The 24,881-nt window shown below is 71.2% G+C and carries 22 protein-coding genes; 10 read left to right on the top strand and 12 right to left on the bottom strand.

Annotation, left to right across the window (positions count from 1 at the left end):
- Positions 1-23: 23 nt before the first annotated feature.
- Positions 24-437, bottom strand: coding sequence for a hypothetical protein (locus ABZ479_RS00830; protein ID WP_500459167.1), 414 nt, complete (start codon positions 435-437; stop codon positions 24-26).
- Between the two features lie 645 nt (positions 438-1,082).
- On the opposite strand from ABZ479_RS00830, the gene ABZ479_RS00825 reads away from it, so the two are divergent.
- Positions 1,083-1,871, top strand: a complete 789-nt coding sequence (locus tag ABZ479_RS00825) for an acyltransferase (protein WP_500459166.1) — start codon at positions 1,083-1,085, stop codon at positions 1,869-1,871.
- Positions 1,872-2,046: 175 nt separating this feature from the next.
- Here ABZ479_RS00825 and ABZ479_RS00820 read toward each other — a convergent pair whose 3' ends face one another.
- The 4 genes from ABZ479_RS00820 to ychF all read right to left on the bottom strand — a co-directional run bounded on the left by ABZ479_RS00820 (position 2,047) and on the right by ychF (position 7,690).
- The gene (locus tag ABZ479_RS00820; protein WP_500459165.1) at positions 2,047-3,111 is read right to left on the bottom strand and encodes an NAD-dependent epimerase/dehydratase family protein; all 1,065 of its coding nucleotides are present in this window, start codon (positions 3,109-3,111) and stop codon (positions 2,047-2,049) included.
- A gap of 4 nt (positions 3,112-3,115) precedes the next feature.
- Positions 3,116-3,841 (bottom strand): IspD/TarI family cytidylyltransferase, encoded by a 726-nt coding sequence (locus ABZ479_RS00815; protein ID WP_500459164.1) that lies wholly within the window; start codon positions 3,839-3,841, stop codon positions 3,116-3,118.
- Entirely contained in the window at positions 3,838-5,304 is a 1,467-nt protein-coding gene (locus ABZ479_RS00810; protein WP_500459163.1) for a CDP-glycerol glycerophosphotransferase family protein, read from the bottom strand. The genes ABZ479_RS00815 and ABZ479_RS00810 overlap by 4 nt, the downstream gene beginning before the upstream one ends.
- Positions 5,305-6,601: 1,297 nt before the next feature.
- On the bottom strand, positions 6,602-7,690 hold the full coding sequence (gene ychF, locus ABZ479_RS00805) for a redox-regulated ATPase YchF (RefSeq protein ID WP_500459162.1): 1,089 nt from the start codon (positions 7,688-7,690) through the stop codon (positions 6,602-6,604).
- 191 nt (positions 7,691-7,881) lie between these two features.
- On the opposite strand from ychF, the gene ABZ479_RS00800 reads away from it, so the two are divergent.
- The gene (locus ABZ479_RS00800; RefSeq protein ID WP_500459161.1) at positions 7,882-8,424 is read left to right on the top strand and encodes a DUF6542 domain-containing protein; all 543 of its coding nucleotides are present in this window, start codon (positions 7,882-7,884) and stop codon (positions 8,422-8,424) included.
- 82 nt (positions 8,425-8,506) lie between these two features.
- Here ABZ479_RS00800 and ppgK read toward each other — a convergent pair whose 3' ends face one another.
- The 3 genes from ppgK to ABZ479_RS00785 form a co-directional block, all read right to left on the bottom strand.
- Positions 8,507-9,250 carry a polyphosphate--glucose phosphotransferase gene (ppgK, locus tag ABZ479_RS00795; RefSeq protein ID WP_499607193.1) on the bottom strand — a complete coding sequence of 248 codons (744 nt, stop codon included), beginning with the start codon at positions 9,248-9,250 and terminating at the stop codon, positions 8,507-8,509.
- A 29-nt stretch (positions 9,251-9,279) separates the two neighbouring features.
- Positions 9,280-10,275: a 4-hydroxy-3-methylbut-2-enyl diphosphate reductase gene (locus tag ABZ479_RS00790; protein WP_500459160.1), complete on the bottom strand. Its 996-nt coding sequence runs from the start codon at positions 10,273-10,275 to the stop codon at positions 9,280-9,282.
- Positions 10,276-10,429: 154 nt separating this feature from the next.
- Positions 10,430-10,621, bottom strand: coding sequence for a hypothetical protein (locus tag ABZ479_RS00785; RefSeq protein WP_499607198.1), 192 nt, complete (start codon positions 10,619-10,621; stop codon positions 10,430-10,432).
- A gap of 154 nt (positions 10,622-10,775) precedes the next feature.
- Between ABZ479_RS00785 and xseA the strand changes: the two genes are divergently transcribed.
- Positions 10,776-11,984, top strand: a complete 1,209-nt coding sequence (xseA, locus tag ABZ479_RS00780; RefSeq protein ID WP_500459159.1) for an exodeoxyribonuclease VII large subunit — start codon at positions 10,776-10,778, stop codon at positions 11,982-11,984.
- 66 nt (positions 11,985-12,050) lie between these two features.
- Here xseA and ABZ479_RS00775 read toward each other — a convergent pair whose 3' ends face one another.
- On the bottom strand, positions 12,051-12,293 hold the full coding sequence (locus tag ABZ479_RS00775; RefSeq protein WP_500459158.1) for an exodeoxyribonuclease VII small subunit: 243 nt from the start codon (positions 12,291-12,293) through the stop codon (positions 12,051-12,053).
- A gap of 126 nt (positions 12,294-12,419) precedes the next feature.
- On the bottom strand, positions 12,420-12,920 hold the full coding sequence (locus ABZ479_RS00770; RefSeq protein WP_500459390.1) for a DUF4245 domain-containing protein: 501 nt from the start codon (positions 12,918-12,920) through the stop codon (positions 12,420-12,422).
- A gap of 195 nt (positions 12,921-13,115) precedes the next feature.
- Between ABZ479_RS00770 and glpX the strand changes: the two genes are divergently transcribed.
- Positions 13,116-14,159, top strand: coding sequence for a class II fructose-bisphosphatase (gene glpX, locus ABZ479_RS00765; RefSeq protein WP_500459157.1), 1,044 nt, complete (start codon positions 13,116-13,118; stop codon positions 14,157-14,159).
- An 83-nt stretch (positions 14,160-14,242) separates the two neighbouring features.
- Here glpX and ABZ479_RS00760 read toward each other — a convergent pair whose 3' ends face one another.
- Positions 14,243-14,596, bottom strand: a complete 354-nt coding sequence (locus ABZ479_RS00760; RefSeq protein ID WP_499610244.1) for a WhiB family transcriptional regulator — start codon at positions 14,594-14,596, stop codon at positions 14,243-14,245.
- A 249-nt stretch (positions 14,597-14,845) separates the two neighbouring features.
- Positions 14,846-15,523, bottom strand: a complete 678-nt coding sequence (locus tag ABZ479_RS00755) for a DUF1707 SHOCT-like domain-containing protein (RefSeq protein ID WP_500459156.1) — start codon at positions 15,521-15,523, stop codon at positions 14,846-14,848.
- A gap of 129 nt (positions 15,524-15,652) precedes the next feature.
- On the opposite strand from ABZ479_RS00755, the gene ABZ479_RS00750 reads away from it, so the two are divergent.
- The 6 genes from ABZ479_RS00750 to ABZ479_RS00725 all read left to right on the top strand — a co-directional run bounded on the left by ABZ479_RS00750 (position 15,653) and on the right by ABZ479_RS00725 (position 24,784).
- Positions 15,653-17,311 carry a fumarate hydratase gene (locus ABZ479_RS00750; RefSeq protein ID WP_500459155.1) on the top strand — a complete coding sequence of 553 codons (1,659 nt, stop codon included), beginning with the start codon at positions 15,653-15,655 and terminating at the stop codon, positions 17,309-17,311.
- Positions 17,312-17,473: 162 nt separating this feature from the next.
- Positions 17,474-18,883: a class II fumarate hydratase gene (locus ABZ479_RS00745; RefSeq protein ID WP_500459154.1), complete on the top strand. Its 1,410-nt coding sequence runs from the start codon at positions 17,474-17,476 to the stop codon at positions 18,881-18,883.
- A 114-nt stretch (positions 18,884-18,997) separates the two neighbouring features.
- Entirely contained in the window at positions 18,998-19,681 is a 684-nt protein-coding gene (gene fomD / locus ABZ479_RS00740) for a cytidylyl-2-hydroxypropylphosphonate hydrolase (RefSeq protein WP_500459153.1), read from the top strand.
- Positions 19,682-19,808: 127 nt separating this feature from the next.
- On the top strand, positions 19,809-20,495 hold the full coding sequence (locus ABZ479_RS00735) for a class I SAM-dependent DNA methyltransferase (RefSeq protein ID WP_499610232.1): 687 nt from the start codon (positions 19,809-19,811) through the stop codon (positions 20,493-20,495).
- Between the two features lie 542 nt (positions 20,496-21,037).
- Complete coding sequence (locus tag ABZ479_RS00730; protein WP_500459389.1) at positions 21,038-23,173, top strand: SpoIIE family protein phosphatase; 2,136 nt, start codon at positions 21,038-21,040, stop codon at positions 23,171-23,173.
- A gap of 162 nt (positions 23,174-23,335) precedes the next feature.
- Positions 23,336-24,784: a catalase gene (locus tag ABZ479_RS00725; RefSeq protein ID WP_500459152.1), complete on the top strand. Its 1,449-nt coding sequence runs from the start codon at positions 23,336-23,338 to the stop codon at positions 24,782-24,784.
- The last annotated feature ends 97 nt before the right edge of the window (positions 24,785-24,881 follow it).

The following is a 24,881-nucleotide window of genomic DNA, read 5'->3' as shown; positions in this document are numbered from 1 at the left end:
GCCGCTGCCGTGGGCGGGGCGGCTCAGGACGGGCAGAGCGTCCGCTCCAACACCGCGTTGATCGCCTTGGCCTCTTCCTCCGTGACCTGATGGCCGGCGCTGCCGAAGCGCGACTGGGCGGCGGCCACCGCGTTGCCGCCGCCGGTGATGGTGGCGCACTGCTGACGCGCGTTGGCCACGGCCTTGTCGGCGTCGGCGGCCAGGGCCGGGTCGACCGCCTTGAGCGCGGCCACCAGCGCCGTGCGTTCGGCCCCGGTCGGCTCCTGCGGGACGCCCTCGCTGATGTCCGGCACCTTCGACCCGGGCGCACCCGCGGTCGGCGAGGCGCCGCCGCCCTCGGGCTTGCCGCCGGCGTCGTCGTCGGTGCCGGAGCTGCAGGCGGTGACCGCGAGGAGCACGGCGGCGAGGAGCACTCCGGTGCTGAGGCGTGTACGCATGCCGCCATCGTGGCCCGCCGGGCCCGCGCCGTTTGCCGGTGCACCGGTTCCGTCACCGTGCTGTGACCGGACGGAGCCGGCACCGTGCGCGGCATCGGTCCGGACGGCCGGACGGTGAATGCTCACGGCTCCCCACAGCTATTCCACTGTTCGCGCGGCCGCCCGCCGCGGGACTACCACCCCGTGATTACCGAAATCGGAAAATCAGCACAGGCCCGGCAGAAAAATTCCTGGGCCCCGGGCAGCGGCCCACCCGGCAGCGGGTGTCGAAGGTCATTCCCCGACGCACAGGTCCCGCATTTCCTCCGGCAATGAGGCCTTGCGGAGTGATTCGCGCACCATTGCACCGGGCCGCTCTGCGTACCGTCGGCACAGGACTTTCACCCGAGGATCCCGGGTGAAGCACGACCTATGCCCCCACGCCCGACTCAGGTATGCTGATCAGTCCGCCGCAGCATCGAGCACAATGTGGCCCGCAGGGGTTCGCGGCCCTCATCCGCCGCCTCACAGCTCCCGACTCCCCATTGACGATGCCTCGTTCGTTGCACGGAGTCATCGGAAACCTGAAGCACGACACACAGGTCGAATGGAGGTATGAGGGGTTGGTCCGGCCCTGATCGGGTCGCGACACACCCCTTGAACAGGATGCTGCTGCAACTCCACAAACTCGAGCGGTACAAGGACGAGCACGGAAACGAGATCGTCTACGACGGTGAGCCCCTCGAGAACAAGATCGACATTCGGTTCAAGGGTTCGAACAACACACTCGTCATCAGCCCGAATGCGGACATCAAGGACCTGCTCGTCACCTTCACCGGGGACAACGGCCGGATAGAAATCGGTCAGACCACGAAGAAGCGTGCCGGTCTCCGCTTCGAGCTGCGCTGCGGGCACGAGTCCCGGATCTGGATCGGCGAGAACGTGGGTTGCGCCGGCCGCACCTTCATCTCCGCCGTCGAAGGCGTGTCGGTGTCGATCGGCGCCGACGTGATGTTCGCGAAGAACATCGAGGTGCGTGGCGACGACACCCACCCGATCTTCGACGTGCGCACCGAGAAGCGCGTGAACCCGTCCCAGTCGATCGTCGTGGGCGAGCACGTCTGGATCGCGAAGCACGCGGTCGTGATGGGCGGCGTGACCATCGGCAACGGTTCGGTCATCGGATTCCGCAGCATCGTCACCTCGTCCGTTCCGAACAACTGCATAGCCGTCGGAGCACCGGCGCGCGTGGTGCGGCGGGACATCGCCTGGGAGCGCCCCGAGGTCGTGCCGCGCCGCCCGAATGAGCAGTATCCGCGCAAGGGCGAGAAGTCCCCGCAGTACTGGAACCTCACCGACGAGTCGGAGGTCCCGAAGAGTCCGGTGGTGCGGCCGTTGCCGACCAGGACGCCGCGGCGGCTCGCCCGGCGGATTCTGCGCCGCCTGAAGGGCTGACGACCGGCGCTGCTCACGCGGGCCACTTCGGCGCGGACCTCCGTCCGCGCCGAAGTGGCCCGCGGTCGTGTCTGCGGCCGCGGCCGCGCCCGCACCCGCACCCGTGAACGATCGAGACCGGAGCCGTTCGGCTCCGGTCTCGGATCACCGGTGAAGCGCGGCAGCGCGGGGTTCGCTACTGCGCCGGGGTGCTCGACTCCAGGTGGGTCACCATGCGGTCGAGCCCGTCCGGCAGGCCGACGACCGGGCGCCAGCCGAGGGCCGCGAGCCGCGCGCTGTCCAGGCCCTGCTTCTTGGTCAGGCTGTAGGAGCGCTCGTCCGACTCGTTGCTGAACCGCAGCCGCAGCCCACGCTCCGGGCGCACCTCGGTGAACAGCTCCGCAAGGCCCCGGATCGAGATCAGACCGGCCGGGTCCGCGACGTTGTAGGCCGTCTCGTCACCGCGGAGCAGCGCGTAGAACAGTCCGGCGATGGCGTCGGCCACGTAGGTGTACGTCCGCACGCCGGAACCGTCGCTGTTGAGCACGATGTCCTTGCCACGCACCACGTTCGCCGCGAAGTCGGCCTGCACGCGCCCGTCGTCGAGCGCCATCCCGGGCCCGTAGACGTGACCGAACCGGACGACGCGGCCGGCGATGCCGTACTGCGCCTGGTAGGTCGCGCAGATGGTCTCCGCGGCGCGCTTGCCCTCGGCGTAACAGGCCCTCGGGTTGAGGATGTCGAAACCGCCGTAGCTCTGCTCGCCGATGAGCTCGGTCTCCGGGGGCTGGGCCCCGTAGACCTCCGCCGAGGACATCAGCAGGAACCCGCGGCTGGCCTTCGCCACGCACAGGTCGAGCAGGTGGAAGGTGCCCAGCAGGTTCGCCTTGATCGTCATGACCGGCTGGCTGCCGTGCAGGGCGGGCCGCGCGGCGCTCGCCCCGTGGATCACGTAGTCCACGGGGCCCGGCAGTTCGAGCGGCTCCGACACGTCCTGGACGACGAGGTTGAAGTCCGGGCGGTCGAGCAGGTCCGCGAGCAGCCGGGTGGCCTTCTCCCGGTTCCGCACCAGGCCGTGCACGGTGATGCCCAGCCCGTGCCGGTCGTTCAGCGCGAGCAGGGTGTGGACGACGTACGACGGCAACATGCCGCTGGCCCCGGTGACCAGCACGGTGCAGCCGGAGAGCTCGTTCCACGGCAGGTCACGGTCGAGGATCTCATCAAGGTCGTGCGCCACGACCGAACTGAAGATGGTGCTCACTGGATCACGTACCCACGATCTGCTGGTTCTCGATGATCTCGAAGAACGTCCGGCACAAGTAGAAGTCCTCCGACGTGGTGATCTTGATGTTCGAGCGGGGGCCGACCACACGGTGGATCTTGTGACCGTACCGGTGCATGAGGGAGCACGAGTCGATGCTGTTGTGCTCACCCTCGGCGACCGCCCGGTCGTACAGCGACAGGATCTCGCCGATCCGGAAGCTCTGCGGGGCCTGGGCGGCGTATATGTGGTCGCGCGGGATCACATCGTCGATGTGGTCGTGCTCACTCGACACCACGGTCTCGTTGAACTTGGTGCAGGTGATGGCGGAGCCGCGCTCCAGGACCATCTCGATGTTCGCGCTGATCAGCTTCGCGTCGATCAGCGGACGCACGCCGTCGTGGATCAGCACGACCGTGTCCTCGGGGCAGTCCGCGGCGACCGCCTTCAGGGCGTTGTGCCGCGATTCCTGCCCGGTGCCGCCACCGTCGACGATCCACCGGACCTTCTCGATCTCGTACCGCTTCAGCAGCTTCGTCATGAGCTCGCGGTACTCGGGGAGGATCGCGATGGCGATGGCGTCGATGTCCGGGTGCGCCTCGAAGTGCTCGAGGGTGTGGATGATCACCGGCTTGCCGTGGATCTCCAGGAACTGCTTCGGGAGGGCCCGGGTGTTCATCCTCGACCCGATGCCGCCGGCGAAAAGCAACGCCACGTTCATAATGCTCATACCTCCGACTGGTCGCTGAGCGGCTGGTCGCCCACCGCTGTGTCATCTGTGACGGGCTCGAGCCACGCCTGCCTTTCGGTCCTGCCCGTGTCGCCGGGGTCGCCCAGAACCAGCCAGTCGATCACGCGGTCCGCCGAATTGGTGTCGACGTAGTCGACGTTCTCCTGCCGGAACTCCTCGAGCTTCGAGATGTCGTAGTCCTCGTTCTGCAGGGCAGAGAGCAGTTCGTCGAAGGTCACGCAGATCTTGCCGGGAGCGACGGTGTCGTAGTCGCGGTGGAATCCGCGGACGACCGAGTAGCGGTCCTTGTCGTACGCGTAGAACAGGATCGGCCGGTCGAGCAGCGAGTACTCGTATATCACCGACGAATAGTCGGTGATGAGCACGTCGGTAACCTGCAGCAGGTCGTTGGTGTCCGGGAACGACGCGAAGTCCAGCAGCCGGTCGGAGTATTCCGCGGGGATCGGCACGGGATCCGAGATGAAGTGGTGCATGCGGAAGAGTACGACGGACTTGTCCCCGCAGGCCTCGTAGAGCTTCGCGAAGTCGATGCGGTCGTAGTCGTAATGCGCGTCGCCGATGCTCTTCCCGCGGAAGGTCGGCGCGAAAAGGATGATCCTCTTGCCCTCGAGCTTCGGGTGGGCGGTGAAGAAGTCCTCGACGACCTTTTCGGTGCGCTCCTTGTCGAGGAACGTGTCTATTCGGGGCAGGCCGGTCGGTATGACGGCCGACTCCTCGATCCCGAACGCCTCGGCGTACGTCGGCACGAGGTGCTTGGAGCCGGTGATCACGTACGTGTACTTGCGGTGGGCGTTGGTCAGCTTCGGCGAACCGTAGCGCCCGAACCGGCTGTAGCCGACCGCCTTGAAACCGCTTCCGGCGTGCCAGAGCTGGATGATCTTGGTCTTCGGGGAGATGCCCAGTTGCCCGAGGAGCCCGAAGTAGTCGTCCATCAGCACGACGTCCGACGTCGCGAGCAGGTAGATGACGCGAAGCGTGTTCCACTTGTTCGCCGTGTCGGGGATCCGGAACGAGTAGCGGAGGGAGTACTTCTCGTCGAGACCCCGCTCGATCATCCGCTCATTGACGCGAGCCAGGTTGCCGCCGATCTTGGGGCGCATCTCGGAGGCGAACAGGATCCTGTTGCCGCGCGGCGGGTTCAGGCGGCGCGCGAGCCGGTAGAACTGGTTGGCGAGCTTGCGGCGACGCGGCCGCGGCAGCACCCGCAGCCCGATTCGCCTCGCCAGCGGCTTCTTCGGCCCCTGCCCGGGCACGACCGGCGCCTTGCGGAAGAGCTGGTAGGTCCGCATCAGGAACTCGGGATTCTCGTCGTTGTCCGAGATCCCGAACGCAATGACATATGCGACGCGGTTGCGGTCGTACAGGAAGGTACGGGAGTCCGCGTCCAGCCGGTCCGTGTCGCTGAGGTCGAAGTCGGCGGCGGGCAATTGCTTGCCACGCACCACAGGAACGATTCGCCAGGTTCCGTTCGGCACCTGTCCCCGGCCGTGGAAGTTGGTGACGTTGATCTCCAGCGCGTACCGGCCCGAAGCTATTCGCCGAGACTTCACCGGGAGTTCACGGTCACCGTCTGCGATCAGGAACTGCGACGGACTAACATCCCCAGTGATGTCCACGGTGAGGGTAAGGTGCACCCGCTCCCAGGAGATCTCCGCTATCGAACAATGTGCCATCGCTATCCTTCCGTCCGCGAAATCGCCGTGCGGCTATCCGTAAAACGTCGTACAACTTTGAGTGCTCTTCGAACTTGATGGGGTGCTGCCGCCGCACGGTCACCTTTGTGCTGCCACCCGCGCCGGCCTCGTTGCCGTACGCAGGGGGGAGACTTCGACCTGGACGGTCACGGCCGGTCGAACGGGCGTCGCGGGCCTGTGGGAAGCCCGTGGGCTGACGCCACCGTCGGGGCCGGTGTGACGACTACGGAGCCTACCGGGGCGGTTGCCCTTTCACGGATTCCGGCCGGGTCGGCGAGCGACGTGAGGTGCGGCGAATCAAGCGGAGGATTGCCCTCGTACTGGATGCGCTTGGGCAAGTCCGGCAGTGCGGCGATCCGCGGTGTCCGGCGGCGCGAGCCCGGTGGGGAACTGGGAGCTGGCCCTGGGCGGATGACTGCGGGAGCGTCGCGTCCCGAGGGTGACCGGCTCCCGCCGGTCGCGCCGGGGTGCCCACGCGAGGCGATCGCCCGGCCTGTCGGCCCTCGTGCCCGGAGGCGGGGACGCCGCGGACGCGGAGATGTCGACGGCCTGAGGCACTTCGATATGCGATGGTGCGCGCATGACGCTGTTTCCCCGTTTCCGATGAGGATATGGCGCATCCGCTCCAGCGGTCTCAGCGCACACACTCCACCGTTCCCAACATCCATTAAGGGTCCTGCGCCAGCGAGCGCCCACCCGACCGGCCGCGCAACCGGTCCGCATGAGGTATGCATACTAATCGTCTTGAGCGTCAGGTCCAGCCACCGATCCCTCGCTGCGGGCCCCGCAAGGGCGTCGGACGGGCGCCGGGTTCGACGGCTCCGGCCGGGTGGCGCAGCGGAACGCTCCTGGTCAGCAGGGTCGGCCGTGGCGAGGCCGACGATGCGGCGGCGTTCGTGACGGCGCGCCGGGCCGTGGCGGAGAACACGATGGGAGCGCTCGGCGCCGAAGTACCGCACGGAGGCGGAAGGGCTCGGCTCCGGCGCGGGCCGACCCCTTCCGACCTGCGCGTCCAACCTCAGCGCAGCCCTCCGTTGCCGCACGGCTACACGTTGAAGCGGAACTCCACGACATCGCCGTCCTGCATGACGTAGTCCTTGCCCTCCATGCGGGCCTTGCCCTTGGCGCGGGCCTCGGGGATGGAGCCGGTCTCCACCAGGTCGTCGAAGGAGACGATCTCCGCCTTGATGAAGCCCTTCTGGAAGTCGGTGTGGATGACACCGGCGGCCTCGGGGGCGGTGGCGCCCTTCTTGATCGTCCAGGCCCGGGCCTCCTTGGGGCCCGCGGTGAGGTACGTCTGCAGGCCGAGGGTGTCGAAGCCCACCCGGGCGAGGGTGGCGAGGCCCGGCTCCTCCTGGCCCATGGACTGCAGCAGCTCCAGGGCCTCGTCGTCCTCCAGCTCGATGAGCTCGGACTCGATCTTGGCGTTCAGGAAGATCGCCTCGGCCGGGGCGACCAGGGCCCGCTGCTCGGCCTTGAAGGCCTCGTCGCCCAGCTCGTCCTCGTCGACGTTGAAGACGTACAGGAAGGGCTTGGTCGTCAGCAGGTGCAGCTCGTGCAGCAGGCCGCCCTTCTCGGTGCCGGCGGTGATGCCGGCGGAGAACAGCGTGCGGCCGTCCTCCAGGATCTGCTGGGCCTCCTGGACGGCGGCGAGCACCGAGGCCTTCTCCTTCTGGAGGCGGGCCTCCTTCGTCAGCCGCGGCACGACCTTCTCGATGGTCTGCAGGTCGGCGAGGATCAGCTCGGTGTTGATCGTCTCGATGTCGTCCTTGGGCGACACCTTGCCGTCGACGTGGACCACGTCCGGGTCGACGAAGGCCCGGATGACCTGGCAGATCGCGTCGGACTCGCGGATGTTCGCGAGGAACTTGTTGCCCAGGCCCGCGCCCTCGCTGGCGCCGCGCACGATGCCGGCGATGTCGACGAAGTCCACGGTCGCGGGAAGCTTGCGCTGCGACTCGAAGATCCCGGCGAGCGTGTCCAGACGCGGGTCGGGGACGCCGACCACGCCGACGTTGGGCTCGATCGTGGCGAACGGGTAGTTGGCCGCCAGCACGTCGTTCTTGGTCAGGGCGTTGAACAGGGTCGACTTGCCGACGTTCGGCAGGCCGACGATTCCGATCGTGAGCGACACGTGACGACTTCCCGTAGCGAGATGTGGGTGGAATGGGCCGCCGCGCCCGGGCGGGGCGACCGGCGGACCGATCCACCAGTCTACGGAACGCGGCGGCCCCCGGGTGGGCCGCGCCCCGAGCAGCCCCCTGAGGCGGTGAAAAGTCGTGTCCTGCCCCCGTTTCCCCCCTCCCCGGCGCCTACGTTGGGTGCGTGGAGCAACACAGTGCGCGCACACCCCACAAGAACGGTGCCCCCACCGCCGCCTCCCCGCTGCCGCGGCCGGCCCGCCCGCAGCGTCGCCCGCAGGGCGCGACAGCCGTCCGGGGCGGTCTGCCCCGGGGGCAGTTGCTGCTGCGGGTGGCACGGCTGCGCCGGACGGAGCCCCGGCTGACCGGACTGGGCACGGGGGTCTTCCTCACGCTGACCGCGCTCGCGGGCGGCGCCGCGGACTCGCTGATCACGGGCGAGCCCGGCACCCTCTTCGGGGTCGTCTTCCTGCTGGCCTGCCTCGCGGCCGGCGCCTTCGTACGGCCGTACGACCTGTCGGCGGCGCCGGTCAGCGCGCCCATCGCCTTCACCATCGCGCTGGCCGTGACGGCCGACGGCGACGGCGGGGGCTTCACGGGCCATGTGATGGGCCTGCTGACCGGACTGGCCACCCTGACGGGCTGGCTGTACGGCGGCACGGTCGGTGCCGCGATGATCGTGGCCGGGCGGAAGGTGGCCTACGTGATGCGCGAACGGCGCCGCTGACGGCGCCCGCCGCCGCGGCCCCGGGCGGCCGGGGGGTGCCCCCACGGGCACCGGTCCCCGGCCACCTCGCCGGCCGCCGCGGTCAGGAGCGGACCGCGGCCGCCGCCATGCCCGCGCCGACGATGCCCGCGTTGTTCTGCAGCGCGGCCGGCACGATCTCGGCCCTGATGCCGGTCAGGAGCGGAAGGAACTTGTCGGCCTTGCGGCTGACCCCGCCGCCGAGGATGAACAGCTCGGGCGAGAAGAGCATCTCGACGTGGGCGAGGTACTTGTGCACGCGCTTGGCCCAGTGCTCCCAGGTGAGGCCCTCGTCGTCCTTCGCCTTGGTGGAGGCCTTCGTCTCGGCGTCGTGGCCGTGCAGTTCGAGGTGGCCCAGCTCCGTGTTGGGCAGCAGGGCGCCGTCGATGAAGACGGCGCTGCCGATGCCGGTGCCGAGGGTGAGCACGATGACCGTGCCCTTGCGGCCGCGGCCCGCCCCGTACTCCATCTCCGCCATGCCGGCGGCGTCCGCGTCGTTGAGCAGCGTCACCGCGCAGCCGACCTTCTGCGACAGGAGCCCGGCGGCGTCCATGTCGATCCAGCCCTTGTCGACGTTCGCCGCCGTACGTGTCATGCCGTGCGTCACCACTCCGGGGAACGTGGCCCCCACCGGGCCCGTCCACCCGAAGTGGTCCACGACCTGCTTCACGCACTCCGCGACGGCGTCCGGGGTCGCGGGATGGGGGGTGAGCACTTTGAAGCGCTCCTCCGCCAGGTCGCCACGCCCGAGGTCGACCGGGGCACCCTTGATGCCCGATCCGCCGATGTCCACACCGAAAACGCTCATGCCCCAACGCTACGACGTGGCACGGTCGGTCACCCCTCGGAGGTGTCCCCCCGCATGAGTTCGCCGGCCTCCGCGCGCAGGTCGCGGCGGAGTTCCTTGGGCAGCGAGAAGGTGATCGACTCCTCCGCGGCCTTGACGATCTCCACGTCCTCGAAGCCGCGGGCGGACAGCCACTCCAGCACCTGCTCGACGAGCACCTCGGGCACGGAGGCGCCGGAGGTGACGCCGACCGTGGAGACGCCGTCCAGCCACGCCTCCTCGATCTCGTCGGCGAAGTCGACCAGGTAGGAGGCGCGGGCGCCGGCCAGCTTGGCGACCTCCACCAGGCGCACGGAGTTGGAGGAGTTGCGCGAGCCGACGACGATGACCAGGTCCGCCTCGGCGCCCATCTGCTTCACGGCCAGCTGACGGTTCTGCGTGGCGTAGCAGATGTCGTCGCTCGGCGGCGAGATCAGCAGCGGGAACTTCTCCTTGAGCGCGTCGACGGTCTCCATGGTCTCGTCCACGGAGAGCGTGGTCTGGGAGAGCCAGACGACCTTGGACGGGTCGCGGACCTCGACCTTCTCGACGTCGCCGGGGCCGTCGACCAGGGTGATGTGGTCGGGGGCCTCGCCGGAGGTGCCGATGACCTCCTCGTGGCCCTCGTGGCCGATCAGGAGGATGTCGTAGTCCTCGTTCGCGAACCGCACGGCCTCCTTGTGGACCTTGGTGACCAGGGGGCAGGTCGCGTCGATCGTGGCGAGCCGGCCCTTGGCGGCCTCCTCGTGGACGACCGGGGCGACGCCGTGGGCGGAGAACATCACGATCGACCCCGCCGGCACCTCCTCCGTCTGCTCGACGAAGATCGCGCCCTTCCGCTCCAGGGTCTGCACGACGTACTTGTTGTGGACGATCTCGTGGCGGACGTAGATCGGGGCCCCGTACTGCTCGAGGGCCTTCTCGACGGCGATCACGGCACGGTCCACACCCGCGCAGTAGCCTCGCGGGGCGGCGAGCAGGACGCGGCGGGAAGTCGTAGCGGTCATGTGCCCATCGTACGGGCCCCGGACGGGGCCCCACCCCTGCCCCGGGTGCTCCGGACGGGGGTGCGGGGGCGGTGCCGGAGCGTCCCGGGGCGCACGCGCGGTGCCCGGCGGGACGACCTGCCGGACAGCGCGGGGCGGGCACACGGCGAGGGGCTCAGCGGCAGCCGCGCCGGCCCCGTGCGGCACGGCGGGCGGCGAGTACCCAGCCGGTCGCCAGGGCGGCCCCCGCCAGGGGCAGGCAGCTGAAGCAGCCGCAGCCGGGCCCGTAGCGGCCCACGCGGAACCCGGCGTGGACCCGCGGCGGCCGTTCGGACGGGGTCCAGCCGTACCGGCCGGGTCGGCGCATGGGACCTCCCAGGACCTGTCGGTGGAGTGCGGTGCCGCCCGGCGGCACCGCTGCCCCCAGGGTGCGCGGGGGCGCGGGGCGGGGACAGCGGGGCGTGCCATTCGGGTCGGGCCGCGGGGGCGTCACTGTCCGTGGCGGGGGCTAGTCTCGGCGTATGGCTGTGAACACGTCCGCGGAGACGCCGATCCCGGTCGGCGAGGTGTCCCGGCTGATCGGCGGCTGGGTCGACCGGCTCGGTCCGGTGTGGGTCGAGGGGCAGATCACCCAGTTGTCCCGGCGCCCGGGGGCCGGCGTGGTGTTCCTGACGCTGCGCGATCCGTCGCACGACATCTCGCTCAGCGTGACGTGCCGCCGTGCGGTCTTCGACGCCTTCGACGGTGCGGTCGGCGAGGGCGCCCGGGTCGTGGTGCACGCCAAGCCGGAGTGGTACGCGCCGCGTGGCCAGCTGTCGCTGCGGGCGGCGGAGATCCGTCCGATAGGCGTCGGCGACCTGCTGCTGCGGCTGGAGCAGCTGAAGAAGCGGCTGGCGGCCGAGGGCCTGTTCGCCCTGGAGCGCAAGCGGCCGCTGCCGTTCCTGCCGCAGCTGATCGGGCTGGTCTGCGGCCGGGCCTCGGCCGCCGAGCGGGACGTGCTGGAGAACGCGCGGCTGCGCTGGCCCGCGGTCCGCTTCGAGGTGCGCAACGTGCCCGTCCAGGGGGCGTACGCGGTGCCGCAGGTGATCGAGGCGGTGCGCGACCTGGACGCCCGTCCCGAGGTCGACGTGATCATCGTGGCGCGGGGCGGCGGCAGCGTGGAGGACCTGCTGCCGTTCTCGGACGAGCGGCTGGTGCGGACGGTGGCGGAGTGCCGTACGCCGGTGGTGTCGGCGATCGGGCACGAGCCGGACACCCCGCTGCTGGACCTGGTGGCCGATCTGCGGGCCTCGACGCCGACCGACGCGGCCAAGCGGGTCGTGCCGGACGTGGGCGAGGAGCTGGCCCGGGTCGAGCAGCTGCGGCAGCGGTCGCTGCGGGTGATGCGCGGGCTGCTGGACCGGGAGGAGCGGGGGCTCGCCGCCGCGGTGAGCCGGCCGTGCATGGCACGGCCCCAGCTGATGGTGGACGAGCGGGAGGAGCAGGTCGCCGCCCTGCTGGAGCGGTCCCGGCGGCATCTGCGGCACCGCCTGGAGCGGGCGGACGACGAGCTGGCGCACACCAGGGCCCGGGTCCTGGCGCTCTCCCCGGCCGCCACCCTGCAGCGGGGGTACGCGGTGCTGCAGCGCGAGGACGGTCAGGTCGTGCGTGCCGCGGACGAGGTCTCCGAGGAGGAGAAGCTGCGCGCCCGCGTGGCCGGGGGCGAATTCACCGTCCGCGTCACACGCTGACCGGCCACGGCCACGGCCGCGGCGACGACGAAGGCGAAGGTCACCGGTCCGGGGACCGGTGACCGGTCATTCCTCCCCCGCGGCCTCCGGCCCCTCGCCTGCGGTGCCGCCGGACTCCTGCGCCAGGGCCGCGTCCAGCCGGGCGCGGGCGCCCTCCAGCCAGTCGCGGCACACCTTGGCCAGCTGCTCCCCGCGTTCCCACAGGGCGAGGGACTCCTCCAGCGTGGAGCCGCCGGCCTCCAGACGGCGAACGACGTCGACGAGTTCGTCGCGGGCCTGCTCGTACCCCAGCGTGTCCTGATCTGCCATGGCACCAGCCTAGGGCCGTCCTCCGACACGACGGCCGAGCGCGCGGGTCCCCGTCGCCGCCAGGGGGTGCGGCACGGGGCTCTCCCCCCGCGGCGGGCGCCCCCGGGCCGGCGGCGGTGACGGGGTTCAGCCCTGCACGCCGCCGCGCTGCTCGAGCGCCCCGGCCAGTTCCGCGAGCCGGGCCATCGGGGCCGTGCCGGTGACCATCGTGGTCACCCCGCCCTCCTCGCGCACCAGCGCGTCGTACTTGGGGCCCTCGTAGCGCTGCCAGGTCTCGCCCCCGACGCTGCGGGTGCCGACCCGCTCCGCCTCGTGGCTCTTGGCGGCGACGAACTTCTCCGCGGCCTCGTTGCTCTGCTCGACGGCCGCGTACTCGTTCTCCGGGTCCACGAAGCCCAGGTGCCACCGCACGGCCGTGGGGTCGGTGGACTCGTACGTCACCGAGGTCGCCCGCCAGTCCTCGCCGAGGCCCTCCGGCGCCGCGACCCCGTAGGGGGCGTCGCGCCGTGCCTGGTCGAGCTCGACCCGGTAGCCGACCACCTTGACGGGGTCGTGGTTCTCGTCGTGCGGGATGAACAGCCAGATGCCTCCGGCGACGACGCCGATCGCCGCCATGGAGAGCACCATGTCCCGCAGGGTTTCCGTGCCGCGCTTCTTTGCCACGTCCCCTATGGTCCCCCATGCCCCGGACCGTCCGGCCGCCCGGGGTCGCACCCGGCGGGAAATCCGCTCATGTGACGGGTGCCCTGCTCATCCTGGCGGGGTCCGGATAAGGTCGTAACACCCTCTATCCCGGCCGTCCTCGTACAGAAAGGTGCGCTGATGACCGAGCAGCACGAGAACCACACTCTGCCGCCGCAGCTCGAGGTGAATCCCGAGGCCCCCGACCGCAACCTCGCCCTGGAGCTCGTCCGGGTCACCGAGGCCGCCGCCATGGCGGCCGGCCGCTGGGTCGGGCGCGGCGACAAGAACGGCGCCGACGGCGCGGCCGTCAAGGCCATGCGCACCCTCGTCTCCACCGTGTCGATGAACGGCGTCGTCGTCATCGGCGAGGGGGAGAAGGACGAGGCCCCGATGCTCTTCAACGGCGAACGCATCGGCGACGGGAACGGCGCGGAGTGCGACATCGCCGTGGATCCGATCGACGGCACCACCCTGACCGCCAAGGGCATGCCCAACGCCATCGCGGTGCTCGCCGCCGCCGACCGCGGCACGATGTACGACCCCTCGGCCGTCTTCTACATGGACAAGCTGGTCACCGGCCCCGAGGCCGCCGACTACGTCGACATCACGGCCCCGCCCTCGGTGAACGTCCGCCGGGTCGCCAAGGCGAAGGGCAGCGCCCCCGAGGACGTCACGGTCGTCGTGCTCGACCGTCCACGCCACGAGGGCATCGTCAAGGAGATCCGGGAGACCGGGGCGCGCATCAAGTTCATCTCCGACGGCGACGTGGCCGGCGCGATCATGGCCGTCCGGGAGGGCACCGGCGTCGACATGCTGATGGGCGTCGGCGGCACGCCCGAGGGCATCATCGCGGCCTGCGCGATCAAGTGCCTGGGCGGCACCATCCAGGGCAAGCTGTGGCCGAAGGACGAGGCGGAGAAGCGCCGCGCCCTGGACGCCGGTCACGACCTGGACCGCATCCTGCACACGGACGACCTGGTCAGGGGCGACAACGTCTTCTTCGTCGCCACCGGCATCACGGACGGCGAGCTGCTGCGCGGAGTGCGGTACCGCGCCGAGACGGCCATCACCCAGTCGCTGGTCATGCGCTCGAAGTCCGGCACGATCCGCCAGATCGACTCCACGCACCGCCTGTCGAAGCTGCGCGCCTACAGCACCATCGACTTCGACCGCGCGCGCTGAGCCGCCGCGGCCCCGCGCCGCGCACCCACGGACGAGGGCCGGGAGCCCGCCGGCACGGCGGGCTCCCGGCCCTCGCTCCCGTCTCAGCCCGCCGCGGCGATCCGCGTCCCGGGCCGCTGCAGCTCCGCCTCGCGGCGGCGGCGCCGGGCCAGGACGACCCTGCGCTCGGCGGCGGTCATCCCGCCCCACACCCCGTAGGGCTCCGGCTGCAGCAGCGCGTGTTCGCGGCACTCCAGCATCACCGGGCAGCGCGCGCAGACCCGCTTGGCGGCCTCCTCACGGGACAGCCGCGCCGCGGTCGGCTCCTTGGACGGCGCGAAGAACAGACCCGCCTCGTCACTGCGGCACGCCGCCTCCGCGTGCCATGGGCCGCCCAGGTCCCGGGGGTGACTCAGGGAGGACCTGGAGGGTGCCGGGGGCTCGATCGGTTGAAGCACGGGATACTCCTGACGACGGCTCGGCTTGGTGTCACCCTTGCCCGTCGCTGCGGTGCCGGTGCGTCTCCACGGGTCTGTCGGCGTGAGGAGGGCTGCGGCGAGCGACGTGTCCCCTTGCCCTACCCGCTGTGCGCGCGTTCATGCGCACCGTGCCGGGCACGCCGCCTGCCGGCCCGTGGTGTCTTCCGTCGATCCCCGTACGCGGCGCGGGAGTTGGGCCGCGCCGCGGTGGGCCGCCGGGCCGTGCGGTCAGCCGTCGAGCTCCGCGGGGCCGAGCCCCTTCTTCTTCACGCGCTTGCCGCGGCGCGGCTTGGCCTCGACGCCGCCCCAGAAGGCGAAGCCCTGGACCTTGATGACGGGGGCGTTCGGGTCGGGCGCCTCGTACGCCTTCACGTCGGAGCCGCCCATGATGCCCACGACGCCGCCGCCGCGCAGGGTGACGTTCTCGGGGACCTTGATCTCGACGCCGCCCATGATGGCGGTGCAGTTGATGACGAGCTCGGGGCTGGTGAAGGTGGCCTCGGTGAGGTCGATGACGACGCCGCCCATGATGGCGACGGCGTTGATCTTCGAGCCGACCCGCCAGCGGCCCTTGCGCTCGGCGCCGCCGAGGATGCCGATCAGGTTGGGGTTCTCCCCGGACCCGTCGGGCACCCAGTGGTGCGCCCCCGGCGCCGGGGCGGGCGCGCTCGCGGTGCGTCCCGCGGGGAGGTCACGGACGTACGGCTCCAGTTCGCCGACGGTCTTGGCCGCGTAGACCCCGTCGAGCCGCTCGGAGTGCTCCTCGGTGGTCAGGCGGCCCTCCGCCAGGGCATCGCGAAGGATGTCGGCCACCCGGTCGCGGTCCGCGTCGGACGCGCGGAGATCGGCTTCGGCCACGGGGCGCACGGGGTGCTGTTCACGCTTCTGGAGCGACGACTCATCCACCCGACTACCGTACACAGACGCGATAGATCGCGACTAGGGCCGGTGAGGGTCACCTCACACATCCGGCACCCCGCGCACGTTCTACGCTTGTTGGGCTTCTATGACGCAGCGCCAGTGAGGATGTCCCTTATGCCCGAGTTCGCCTATACGGATCTGCTTCCCCTCGGTGAGGACACCACTCCGTACCGACTGATCACCTCCGAGGGCGTCAGCACCTTCGAGGCCGACGGCCGGACGTTCCTCAAGGTGGAGCCGGAGGCACTGCGCACGCTCGCCGCCGAGGCGATGCACGACATCTCCCACTACCTGCGTCCCGCGCACCTCGCCCAGCTGCGCCGCATCCTGGACGACCCCGAGGCGTCCGCCAACGACCGCTTCGTCGCCCTGGACCTGCTGAAGAACGCCAACATCGCAGCCGCCGGCGTGCTGCCGATGTGCCAGGACACCGGCACCGCGATCGTGATGGGCAAGCGCGGCCAGAACGTGCTGACGGCGGGCGGCGACGAGGAGGCCCTCTCGCACGGCATCTTCGACGCCTACACCAAGCTCAACCTGCGCTACTCCCAGATGGCCCCGATCACCATGTGGGAGGAGAAGAACACCGGCTCCAACCTGCCGGCCCAGATCGAGCTGTACGCGACCGACGGCGGCGCCTACAAGTTCCTGTTCATGGCCAAGGGCGGCGGCTCGGCCAACAAGTCCTTCCTCTACCAGGAGACCAAGGCGGTCCTGAACGAGGCCTCCATGATGAAGTTCCTGGAGGAGAAGATCCGTTCGCTCGGCACGGCGGCCTGCCCGCCGTACCACCTGGCGATCGTGGTCGGCGGCACCTCCGCCGAGTACGCGCTGAAGACCGCCAAGTACGCCTCCGCGCACTACCTGGACGAGCTGCCGGGCGAGGGTTCGCCGACCGGCCACGGCTTCCGGGACAAGGAGCTGGAGGAGAAGGTCTTCGAGCTGACGCAGAAGATCGGCATCGGCGCGCAGTTCGGCGGCAAGTACTTCTGCCACGACGTGCGCGTGGTGCGGCTGCCCCGGCACGGCGCCTCCCTGCCGGTCGCCATCGCCGTGTCCTGCTCCGCCGACCGCCAGGCCGTCGCCAAGATCACCGCCGAGGGCGTCTTCCTGGAGCAGCTGGAGACCGACCCGGCCCGGTACCTGCCGGAGACCACCGACGAGCACCTGTCGGACGAGGACGTCGTGCGCGTCGACCTGGACCGCCCGATGGACGAGGTACTGGCCGAGCTGTCCAAGTACCCGGTCAAGACCCGGCTGTCGCTGACCGGCTCGCTGGTCGTCGCCCGCGACATCGCGCACGCCAAGATCAAGGAGCGGCTGGACGCGGGCGAGGAGATGCCGCAGTACCTGCGCGACCACCCGGTCTACTACGCGGGCCCGGCCAAGACCCCCGAGGGTTACGCCTCCGGCTCCTTCGGCCCGACCACGGCCGGCCGCATGGACTCCTACGTCGAGCAGTTCCAGGCCGCGGGCGGCTCCAAGGTGATGCTCGCCAAGGGCAACCGCTCGAAGCAGGTCACCGACGCGTGCGCCGCGCACGGCGGCTTCTACCTCGGCTCGATCGGCGGCCCGGCGGCGCGCCTGGCCCAGGACTGCATCAAGAAGGTCGAGGTGCTGGAGTACGCCGAGCTCGGCATGGAGGCGGTCTGGAAGATCGAGGTCGAGGACTTCCCGGCCTTCATCGTCGTCGACGACAAGGGCAACGACTTCTTCACCGATCCCGCCCCCGCGCCGACGTTCACCAGCATCCCGGTGCGCCCCAAGGCGTGACCCGTCCCCGACGGCCCGGCACCGCGTGCGCGGTGCCGGGCCGTCGGCGTTGCGCGGTGCGTTCCGGGGGAATGAAACGTGCCGTGCCGCTGTCGTGGGGAGGGGGTGTACTGGGAGGTACCAGGACGCCCGACGATGTCCGCGATGGAAGGGATTCCGGCCATGCCCGAGCAGGACGCAGGGGACGAGCGCGAGTACCGCACCGAGCACGACTCGATGGGCGAGGTGCGCGTCCCGGCCCACGCCAAGTGGCGCGCGCAGACCCAGCGGGCGGTGGAGAACTTCCCCATCAGCGGACGCGGGCTGGAGCGCGCCCACATCGAGGCGCTCGCCCGGGTCAAGGCCGCCGCGGCGAAGGTGAACGCGGAGCTGGGCGTCCTGGACAAGGACGTGGCGGAGGCGATCCAGGAGGCCGCCGCCGAGGTGGCCGAGGGGCGCTGGGACGCGCACTTCCCGATCGACGTCTTCCAGACCGGGTCCGGCACCTCGTCCAACATGAACGCCAACGAGGTCATCGCGACCCTGGCGAGCGAGCGGCTGGGCCGCGACGTGCACCCCAACGACCACGTCAACGCCAGCCAGTCCTCCAACGACGTCTTCCCCTCCTCCCTGCACATCGCCGCGACCGCCGCGGTGACCGGCGACCTGGTCCCGGCGCTGGAGCACCTGGCGGCGTCGCTGGAGCGCAAGGCCGCAGAGTTCGCGGACGTCGTGAAGTCCGGCCGTACGCACCTGATGGACGCCACGCCGGTGACGCTCGGCCAGGAGTTCGGCGGTTACGCGGCCCAGGTCCGGTACGGGGTGGAGCGGCTGCGGGCCTCGCTGCCGCGGCTGGCGGAGCTGCCGCTGGGCGGGACCGCGGTCGGCACGGGGATCAACACCCCGCCCGGCTTCTCGGCGGCGGTGATCGCCGAGGTGGCGCGGACGACCGGGCTGCCGCTGACCGAGGCGCGGGACCACTTCGAGGCGCAGGGCGCCCGCGACGGGGTCGTGGAGACCTCCGGGCAGCTGCGGACGATCGCCGTGGGCCTGACCAAGATCGCCAACGACCTGCGCTGGATGGGCTCCGGCCCGCGCACCGGCCTGGCCGAGATCGCCCTGCCGGACCTGCAGCCCGGTTCCTCGATCATGCCGGGCAAGGTGAACCCGGTGATCCCCGAGGCGGTGCTGATGGTCGCGGCGCAGGTCATCGGCAACGACGTGACGATCACGACGGCCGGCGCCGCGGGCAACTTCGAACTGAACGTGATGCTCCCGGTGATCGCCCGGAACGTCCTGGAGTCGGCCCGGCTGCTCGCCAACGTCTCCCGGCTGCTGGCGGACCGCACGGTCGACGGGATCACGGCGAACGTGGAGCGGGCCCGCGAGTACGCGGAGTCCTCGCCGTCGGTGGTGACCCCGCTGAACAAGTACATCGGCTACGAGGAGGCGGCCAAGGTCGCCAAGCGGTCGCTGGCCGAGCGGAAGACCATCCGCGAGGTGGTGCTGGAGTCCGGCTACGTCGAGCGCGGGCAGCTCACCCTGGAGCAGCTGGACGAGGCGCTGGACGTGCTGCGGATGACCCGGCCCTGACGGTGCGGCGCGCCGTCGTCCGGGCCGCCCGGTGCGGGCCGTCCCGTGTCCGGCGTGACGAAGGATCGGCTCAAGGGTGACGCCTCCGTGACACGGGGTCCGTAAGATCCGTTCATGACAGCGGACATCCTTCTTTCCCAGGGAGCGGGCCGGGACGGCGGCGCGGGCCGCTGGGCGCCCGGCGAGCAGGTGCTGTGGCGCTACCGCGGCAACGGCGGCGACGCGGTGCACATCTGCCGCCCGGTGACCGTGGTCCGCGACGACCCGGACCTGCTGGCGGTGTGGATGGCGCCGGGCACCGAGTGCGTCAAGCCGGTCCTGGCGGACGGCTCGCCGATCCACCACGAGCCGCTGGAGACCCGCTACCTCAAGCCGCGCACGACGTGTGTGGACCGCTGGTGGGGCGCGGGCGTGCTGAAGCTGGCGCGCCCGGACGAGCCCTGGTCGGTGTGGCTGTTCTGGGAGCAGGGCTGGCGCTTCAAGAACTGGTACGTGAACCTGGAGGAGCCGCGTCTGCGCTGGTCGGGCGGGGTCGACTCGGAGGACCACTTCCTGGACATCCACGTCACCCCGGACCGCGCCTGGCAGTGGCGGGACGAGGACGAGTTCGCGCAGGCCCAGACCGCGGGCCTGATGACGGCGGAGACGGCGGAGCGGGTGCGGGAGGCCGGCCGCCGGGCGGTCGGCGTGATCGGTGACTGGGGGCGCCCGTTCCGGGACGGATGGGAACACTGGCGTCCGGATCCGGCGTGGCCGGTACCGGCCCTTCCGGTTGACTGGGGTCGTCCGGCAAGGTGACCGCGTGAGCGGCTTGCCGAGGACCCCAACCCCAATCGTAAGATCGTGGCCCATAGTGCTGCACAAAACACAGGCTCACACTAGAGTTTGACGCTATGTCACCAAGGTCATACGGGAGGCCCGGGCTGTGGGAGTCGGCGGCTACGAGGACATACAGCTGGACCGCACCGGCCAGGCCGAGGGGTTCGACGCCATAGGTGACCGCTACGACGAGGCCTTCCCCTACAAGGAGGGCCAGGTCACCGCGGGCGAGCGGCTGCTGGCGCGGCTCCCCGCGGGCTCCCGCGTGCTGGACCTCGGCTGCGGCACGGGGCTGCCGACCTGTCGTCAGCTGACCGAGGCCGGGCACAAGGTGACGGGGGTGGACCTCTCCGCCGGGATGCTGGCGCTCGCCCGCCGGCACGTGCCCCGGGCGGCCTTCCACCGGGCCGACATCGCCGACCTGCGGACCGGCGGCCGCCTCGGCCCCGGCGGGCCGGAGGACCTGGGCCGTTTCGACGCCGCCGTGGCCTTCTTCTCGCTGCTGATGCTGCCGCGGGTGGAGATCCCGCTGGCCCTGCGCAGCGTCCACGACCTCCTCCTGCCGGGCGGAATGTTCACCCTTTCGATGGTGGAAGCCGACGTGGACGACTTCGCGATTCCGTTCCTTGGTAACACCATCCGGGTATCGGGTTATCTACGGGAGGAATTGCGCCAGGTGGTCACCGAAGCGGGATTCGTGGTCCTTGAGGAGGATTCGTACGCGTACGCGCCGCACACCACCGAAGTGCCGCCGGAGGAGCAGCTCTTCCTGCACTGTCGACGACCCGCCTGACGCGGCCGCCCCGTCACGTGCCCGGCACGTGACGCACCCGACCGGATGGAACGACCAGCGTGAGCACGGAGCGCATTTCTGAGCAGGCCGCCGCCCAGGCGACGACGGCCGGCCCGGCACGTCCGGGCGACACCGAACCGGTCCCGGATCCGCGGGCCGGCTTCCGGCTGCCCGCGGACCCCGAGCAGGGCGACGAGGCGGTCGCGTCCCCGTCCCCCGGGCCGCAGGCCCCCGGCCGGTCCCCGGCCCCGTCCGCGGCGGGCCAACGCCCGCGCCGGGGCCGCAGGGGCGGCGGCGCCGAGCGCGGCGCGGTCGCCGGCGGGACCGGCGATGCCGGCGGCGCCGCCACGCCGCCGGCACAGCGTCAGACCCCTCCCGACACCCCCGCGTCGGCTCCCGTCCCCGCCAAGCCCGTCCCCGCCAAGCCCGGGCGCGGTGGCCGGCGTGCGCGCGGCGGACGGTCCGCGCGGCGGTCCGCCGAGGTGCGGGACCGTCAGGCCGCCCGGGTGGTCGCGGGCGAGGGGGTCGCCGCCGTCCAGCACATGACCGCCGCCCCGGCGGACGGCACCCGCGGACGGCAGGCCGTACGGCTGCGCACCCCCGAGGCCCCCGGCGTCGCCCCGGCGGGCGGTGAGTCCTGGAACGGCTCCGCGGGCCGGGACCGGCGGGCGGCCACCGCGATGGCGGCCCCCGTGGAACCCGGCCGCCGGGCCACCGCGAGCGGCGGGAACCCGGGCGCCCCGGGCGTACCCGGCCCCACGCAGCCCGACGGCGGCGAGCCGCGCGCCCGGCAGCGGACCCCCGACACGACGCTGCCCACCTCACGGGCGACGGGCCGGCAGGGCGGCCGCGGCGGCCAGGCCGGCGGGCACCCCGTCGACGAGGACTCCACCGGCGGCCAGCCGCTGAAGAAGATCGGCCCGCAGCACCGGGGCCGGGCGGCGCAGGCCGAGACCGAGCGGCTGCGCTACGTCGGCGCGGCCACCCGCCGCATCGCCCGCGGCCTGGACCTGGACGAGATCGTGCTGGGCCTGTGCCGCTCCGCGGTGCCCGCCTTCGCCGACGCGATCCTGGTCTACCTGCGCGACCCGCTGCCGGTGGGCGACGAGCGCCCCTCCGGCCCGCTGGTGCTGCGGCTGCGGCGCACCGACCGGGTGCCGGACGAGGACGCCCCGGAACCGGTGGAGGGGCTGCTCATGCCGGTCGTCCCCTCCACGGAGGGCGCCTACGGCTCGGCCGCCGAGGTCGTGACCGTCCCCACGGACGGCTCGCTGGCCGAGGTGCTGCGCGGAGTGCGTCCGGTGTTCTCCGAGAGCGCGCAGTCCACGGCGGCCCTGCACGAGCTGGTCGGGGGCTGCCGGGAGGCCGAGTTCGGCGAGACGTTAGACCTCCCGAACGGACGCCGGGCGATCCTGGCACCGCTGCGCGGCCGCCGCCGGGTGATCGGCGCGACCGTGCTGCTGCGCCGTCCCGAGCGCGCCCCGTTCGACCAGGACGACCTGCTGATCGCGGCGCAACTGGCCACCCACACCGCGCTCGGCGTGGACAAGGCGGTGCTCTACGACCGCGAGGCGTCCATCGCCGACTCCCTGCAGCGCGAGATGCTGCCGGACTCCCTGCCGGAACCCACCGGGGTCCGGCTGGCCAGCCGCTACCTGCCCGCCGCCGAGTCGGCCCGGGTCGGCGGCGACTGGTACGACGCGATCCCGCTGCCGGGCAGCCGGGTGGCACTGGTGGTCGGCGACGTCATGGGCCACTCCATGACCTCGGCGGCGATCATGGGCCAGCTGCGGACGACCGTGCAGACCCTGGCCGGCCTGGACCTGTCGCCGCAGGAGGTGCTCTACCACCTGGACGAGCAGGCCCAGCGGCTCGGCCAGGACCGCATGGCCACCTGCATCTACGCGGTCTACGACCCGATAGCGCACCGGGTGACCATCGCCAACGCGGGCCACCCGCCGCCGGTGCTGCTGCACGCCAGCGGCCTGGCCGAGGTGCTGCGCGTGCCGCCGGGCGCGCCGATCGGCGTGGGCGGCGTGCCCTTCGAGGCGGTCGAGTTGCCGGCCCCGGCCGGGGCGACGCTGCTGCTGTACACCGACGGCCTGGTGGAGTCCCGCGCCCGCGACGTGTGGGGCGGCATCGAGATGCTGCGCGAGCGGCTGCACACGGCGTCGGCGGTGGTGTGCCCGCCGCCGCTGGAGCCGCTGTGCGACGAGGTGCTGGAGATCGTGGGCCCGGGCGACCGGGACGACGACATCGCGCTGCTGGCCGCGCGCTTCGACGGCATCGCGCCGCGCGACGTCGCCTACTGGTTCCTGGAGCCCCGGGCGCAGACGGCCGGCCGGGCCCGGCGGCTGGTGCGCCAGGCGCTCGGCCGCTGGAACCTGGAGCCGCTGACCGAGGCGACGGAGCTGCTGGTCAGCGAGGTGGTGACCAATGCGGTGCGGTACGCCGAGCGTCCCATCACGCTGCGGCTGCTCCGTACCGACGTGCTGCGCTGCGAGGTGGGCGACGACGCCCCGACGCTGCCGCGGATGCGCCACGCGCAGCCGCAGGACGAGGGCGGGCGCGGGCTCTACCTCGTCAACCGGATGGCGCAGCGCTGGGGAGCGACCCGGCTGAGCGCGGGGAAGGTGGTCTGGTTCGAAATGGGCATTCCGGACGGTGTGGACCGGTAGACACTCCGTATCCGTACAAGTTTCATTTCTGGACATTGTCCAGATCCTTGGCGTGAAGTCATTGTCCGGCGTGCCGAGCCGGTGATTCAGTGTTTGTGTGGTCGTTAGCGACCAGGAGCCCCCGACGGACTCTTCCGAAGATCGACGGGAGGACACACCCACATGAGCACCCCCTACACCACCAACAACGCCGGGATCCCGGTGGAGAGCGACGAGCACTCGCTGACGGTGGGCTCGGACGGCCCGGTCCTCCTCCAGGACCACTACCTCATCGAGAAGATGGCGCAGTTCAACCGCGAACGGGTGCCGGAGCGCGTGGTGCACGCCAAGGGCTCGGGCGCCTACGGCGTCTTCGAGGTGACGAACGACGTCAGCCAGTTCACCAAGGCCGACCTCTTCCAGCCCGGACGCCGCACCGAGATGCTGGCCCGCTTCTCCACGGTCGCGGGCGAGCTGGGCAGCCCCGACACCTGGCGGGACCCGCGCGGCTTCGCCCTGAAGTTCTACACCGAGTACGGCAACTACGACCTGGTCGGCAACAACACACCGGTCTTCTTCGTACGCGACGCGATGAAGTTCCAGGACTTCATCCGCAGCCAGAAGCGCCGCCCCGACTCCGGCCTGCGTGACAACAACATGCAGTGGGACTTCTGGACGCTGTCCCCCGAGTCGGCGCACATGGTCACCTGGCTGATGGGCGACCGCGGCGTGCCCAAGAACTACCGCCACATGAACGGCTACGGCTCCCACACCTACATGTGGGTCAACGGCGGCGGCGAGCGGCACTGGATCAAGTACCACTTCAAGACCGACCAGGGCATCGACTTCCTCACGCAGGAGGAGGCCGACCACTTCGCGGGCGCCGACGGCGACCTGCACCGCCGCGACCTCTTCCAGGCCATCGAGCGCGGCGAGCACCCCTCGTGGACGCTCTACGTGCAGGTGATGCCGTTCGACGACGCCGCGGACTACCGGTTCAACCCCTTCGACCTCACCAAGGTGTGGCCGCACGGCGACTACCCGCTGGTCGAGGTCGGCCGGATGACGCTGAACAGGAACCCCGAGGACTACTTCGTCCACATCGAGCAGGCCGCCTTCGAGCCCAACAACATGGTGCCCGGCATCGGCCCCTCGCCGGACAAGATGCTGCTCGGACGGCTCTTCTCGTACGCCGACACCCACCGCTACCGGATCGGCCCCAACTACGCGCAACTGCCGCCGAACCGGCCGCACACCGAGGTGCACTCGTACGCCAAGGACGGCCCGATGCGCTACGAGCCGGCGCGCACCGCCGCGCCGTACGCGCCGAACTCCGTCGGCGGGCCCGCGGCGGACGTCGCGCGCTTCGGCGACCCGGCCGGCTGGGAGGCGGCGGGCAACATGGTGCACGAGCCGTACAAGCTGCACCGCGAGGACGACGACTTCGGGCAGGCCGGGACGATGGTCCGGAAGGTCCTGGACGACGCCGCCCGCGACCGGCTGGTCTCCAACGTCTCGGGCCACCTGAAGGACGGGGTCAGCGCCCCGGTCCTGGCCCGCGCGGTGGAGTACTGGCGCAACATCGACAAGGAGGTCGGCGACCGCATCGCCGCCAACGTCAACGGCCTGTAGCAGGACCTCCCCACGGCCGCAGCCCCGGTGCACGTGATGTCCGTCCGTGCCCCGGGGCTGCATCGTGCCGTCCGGTCCGGAACCGGACGCGAACCGG

Source organism: Streptomyces sp. NPDC005722 (genome assembly GCF_040630935.1).
Lineage (GTDB): Bacteria > Actinomycetota > Actinomycetes > Streptomycetales > Streptomycetaceae > Actinacidiphila.
This window is presented reverse-complemented; position numbering and strand designations above follow the sequence as displayed.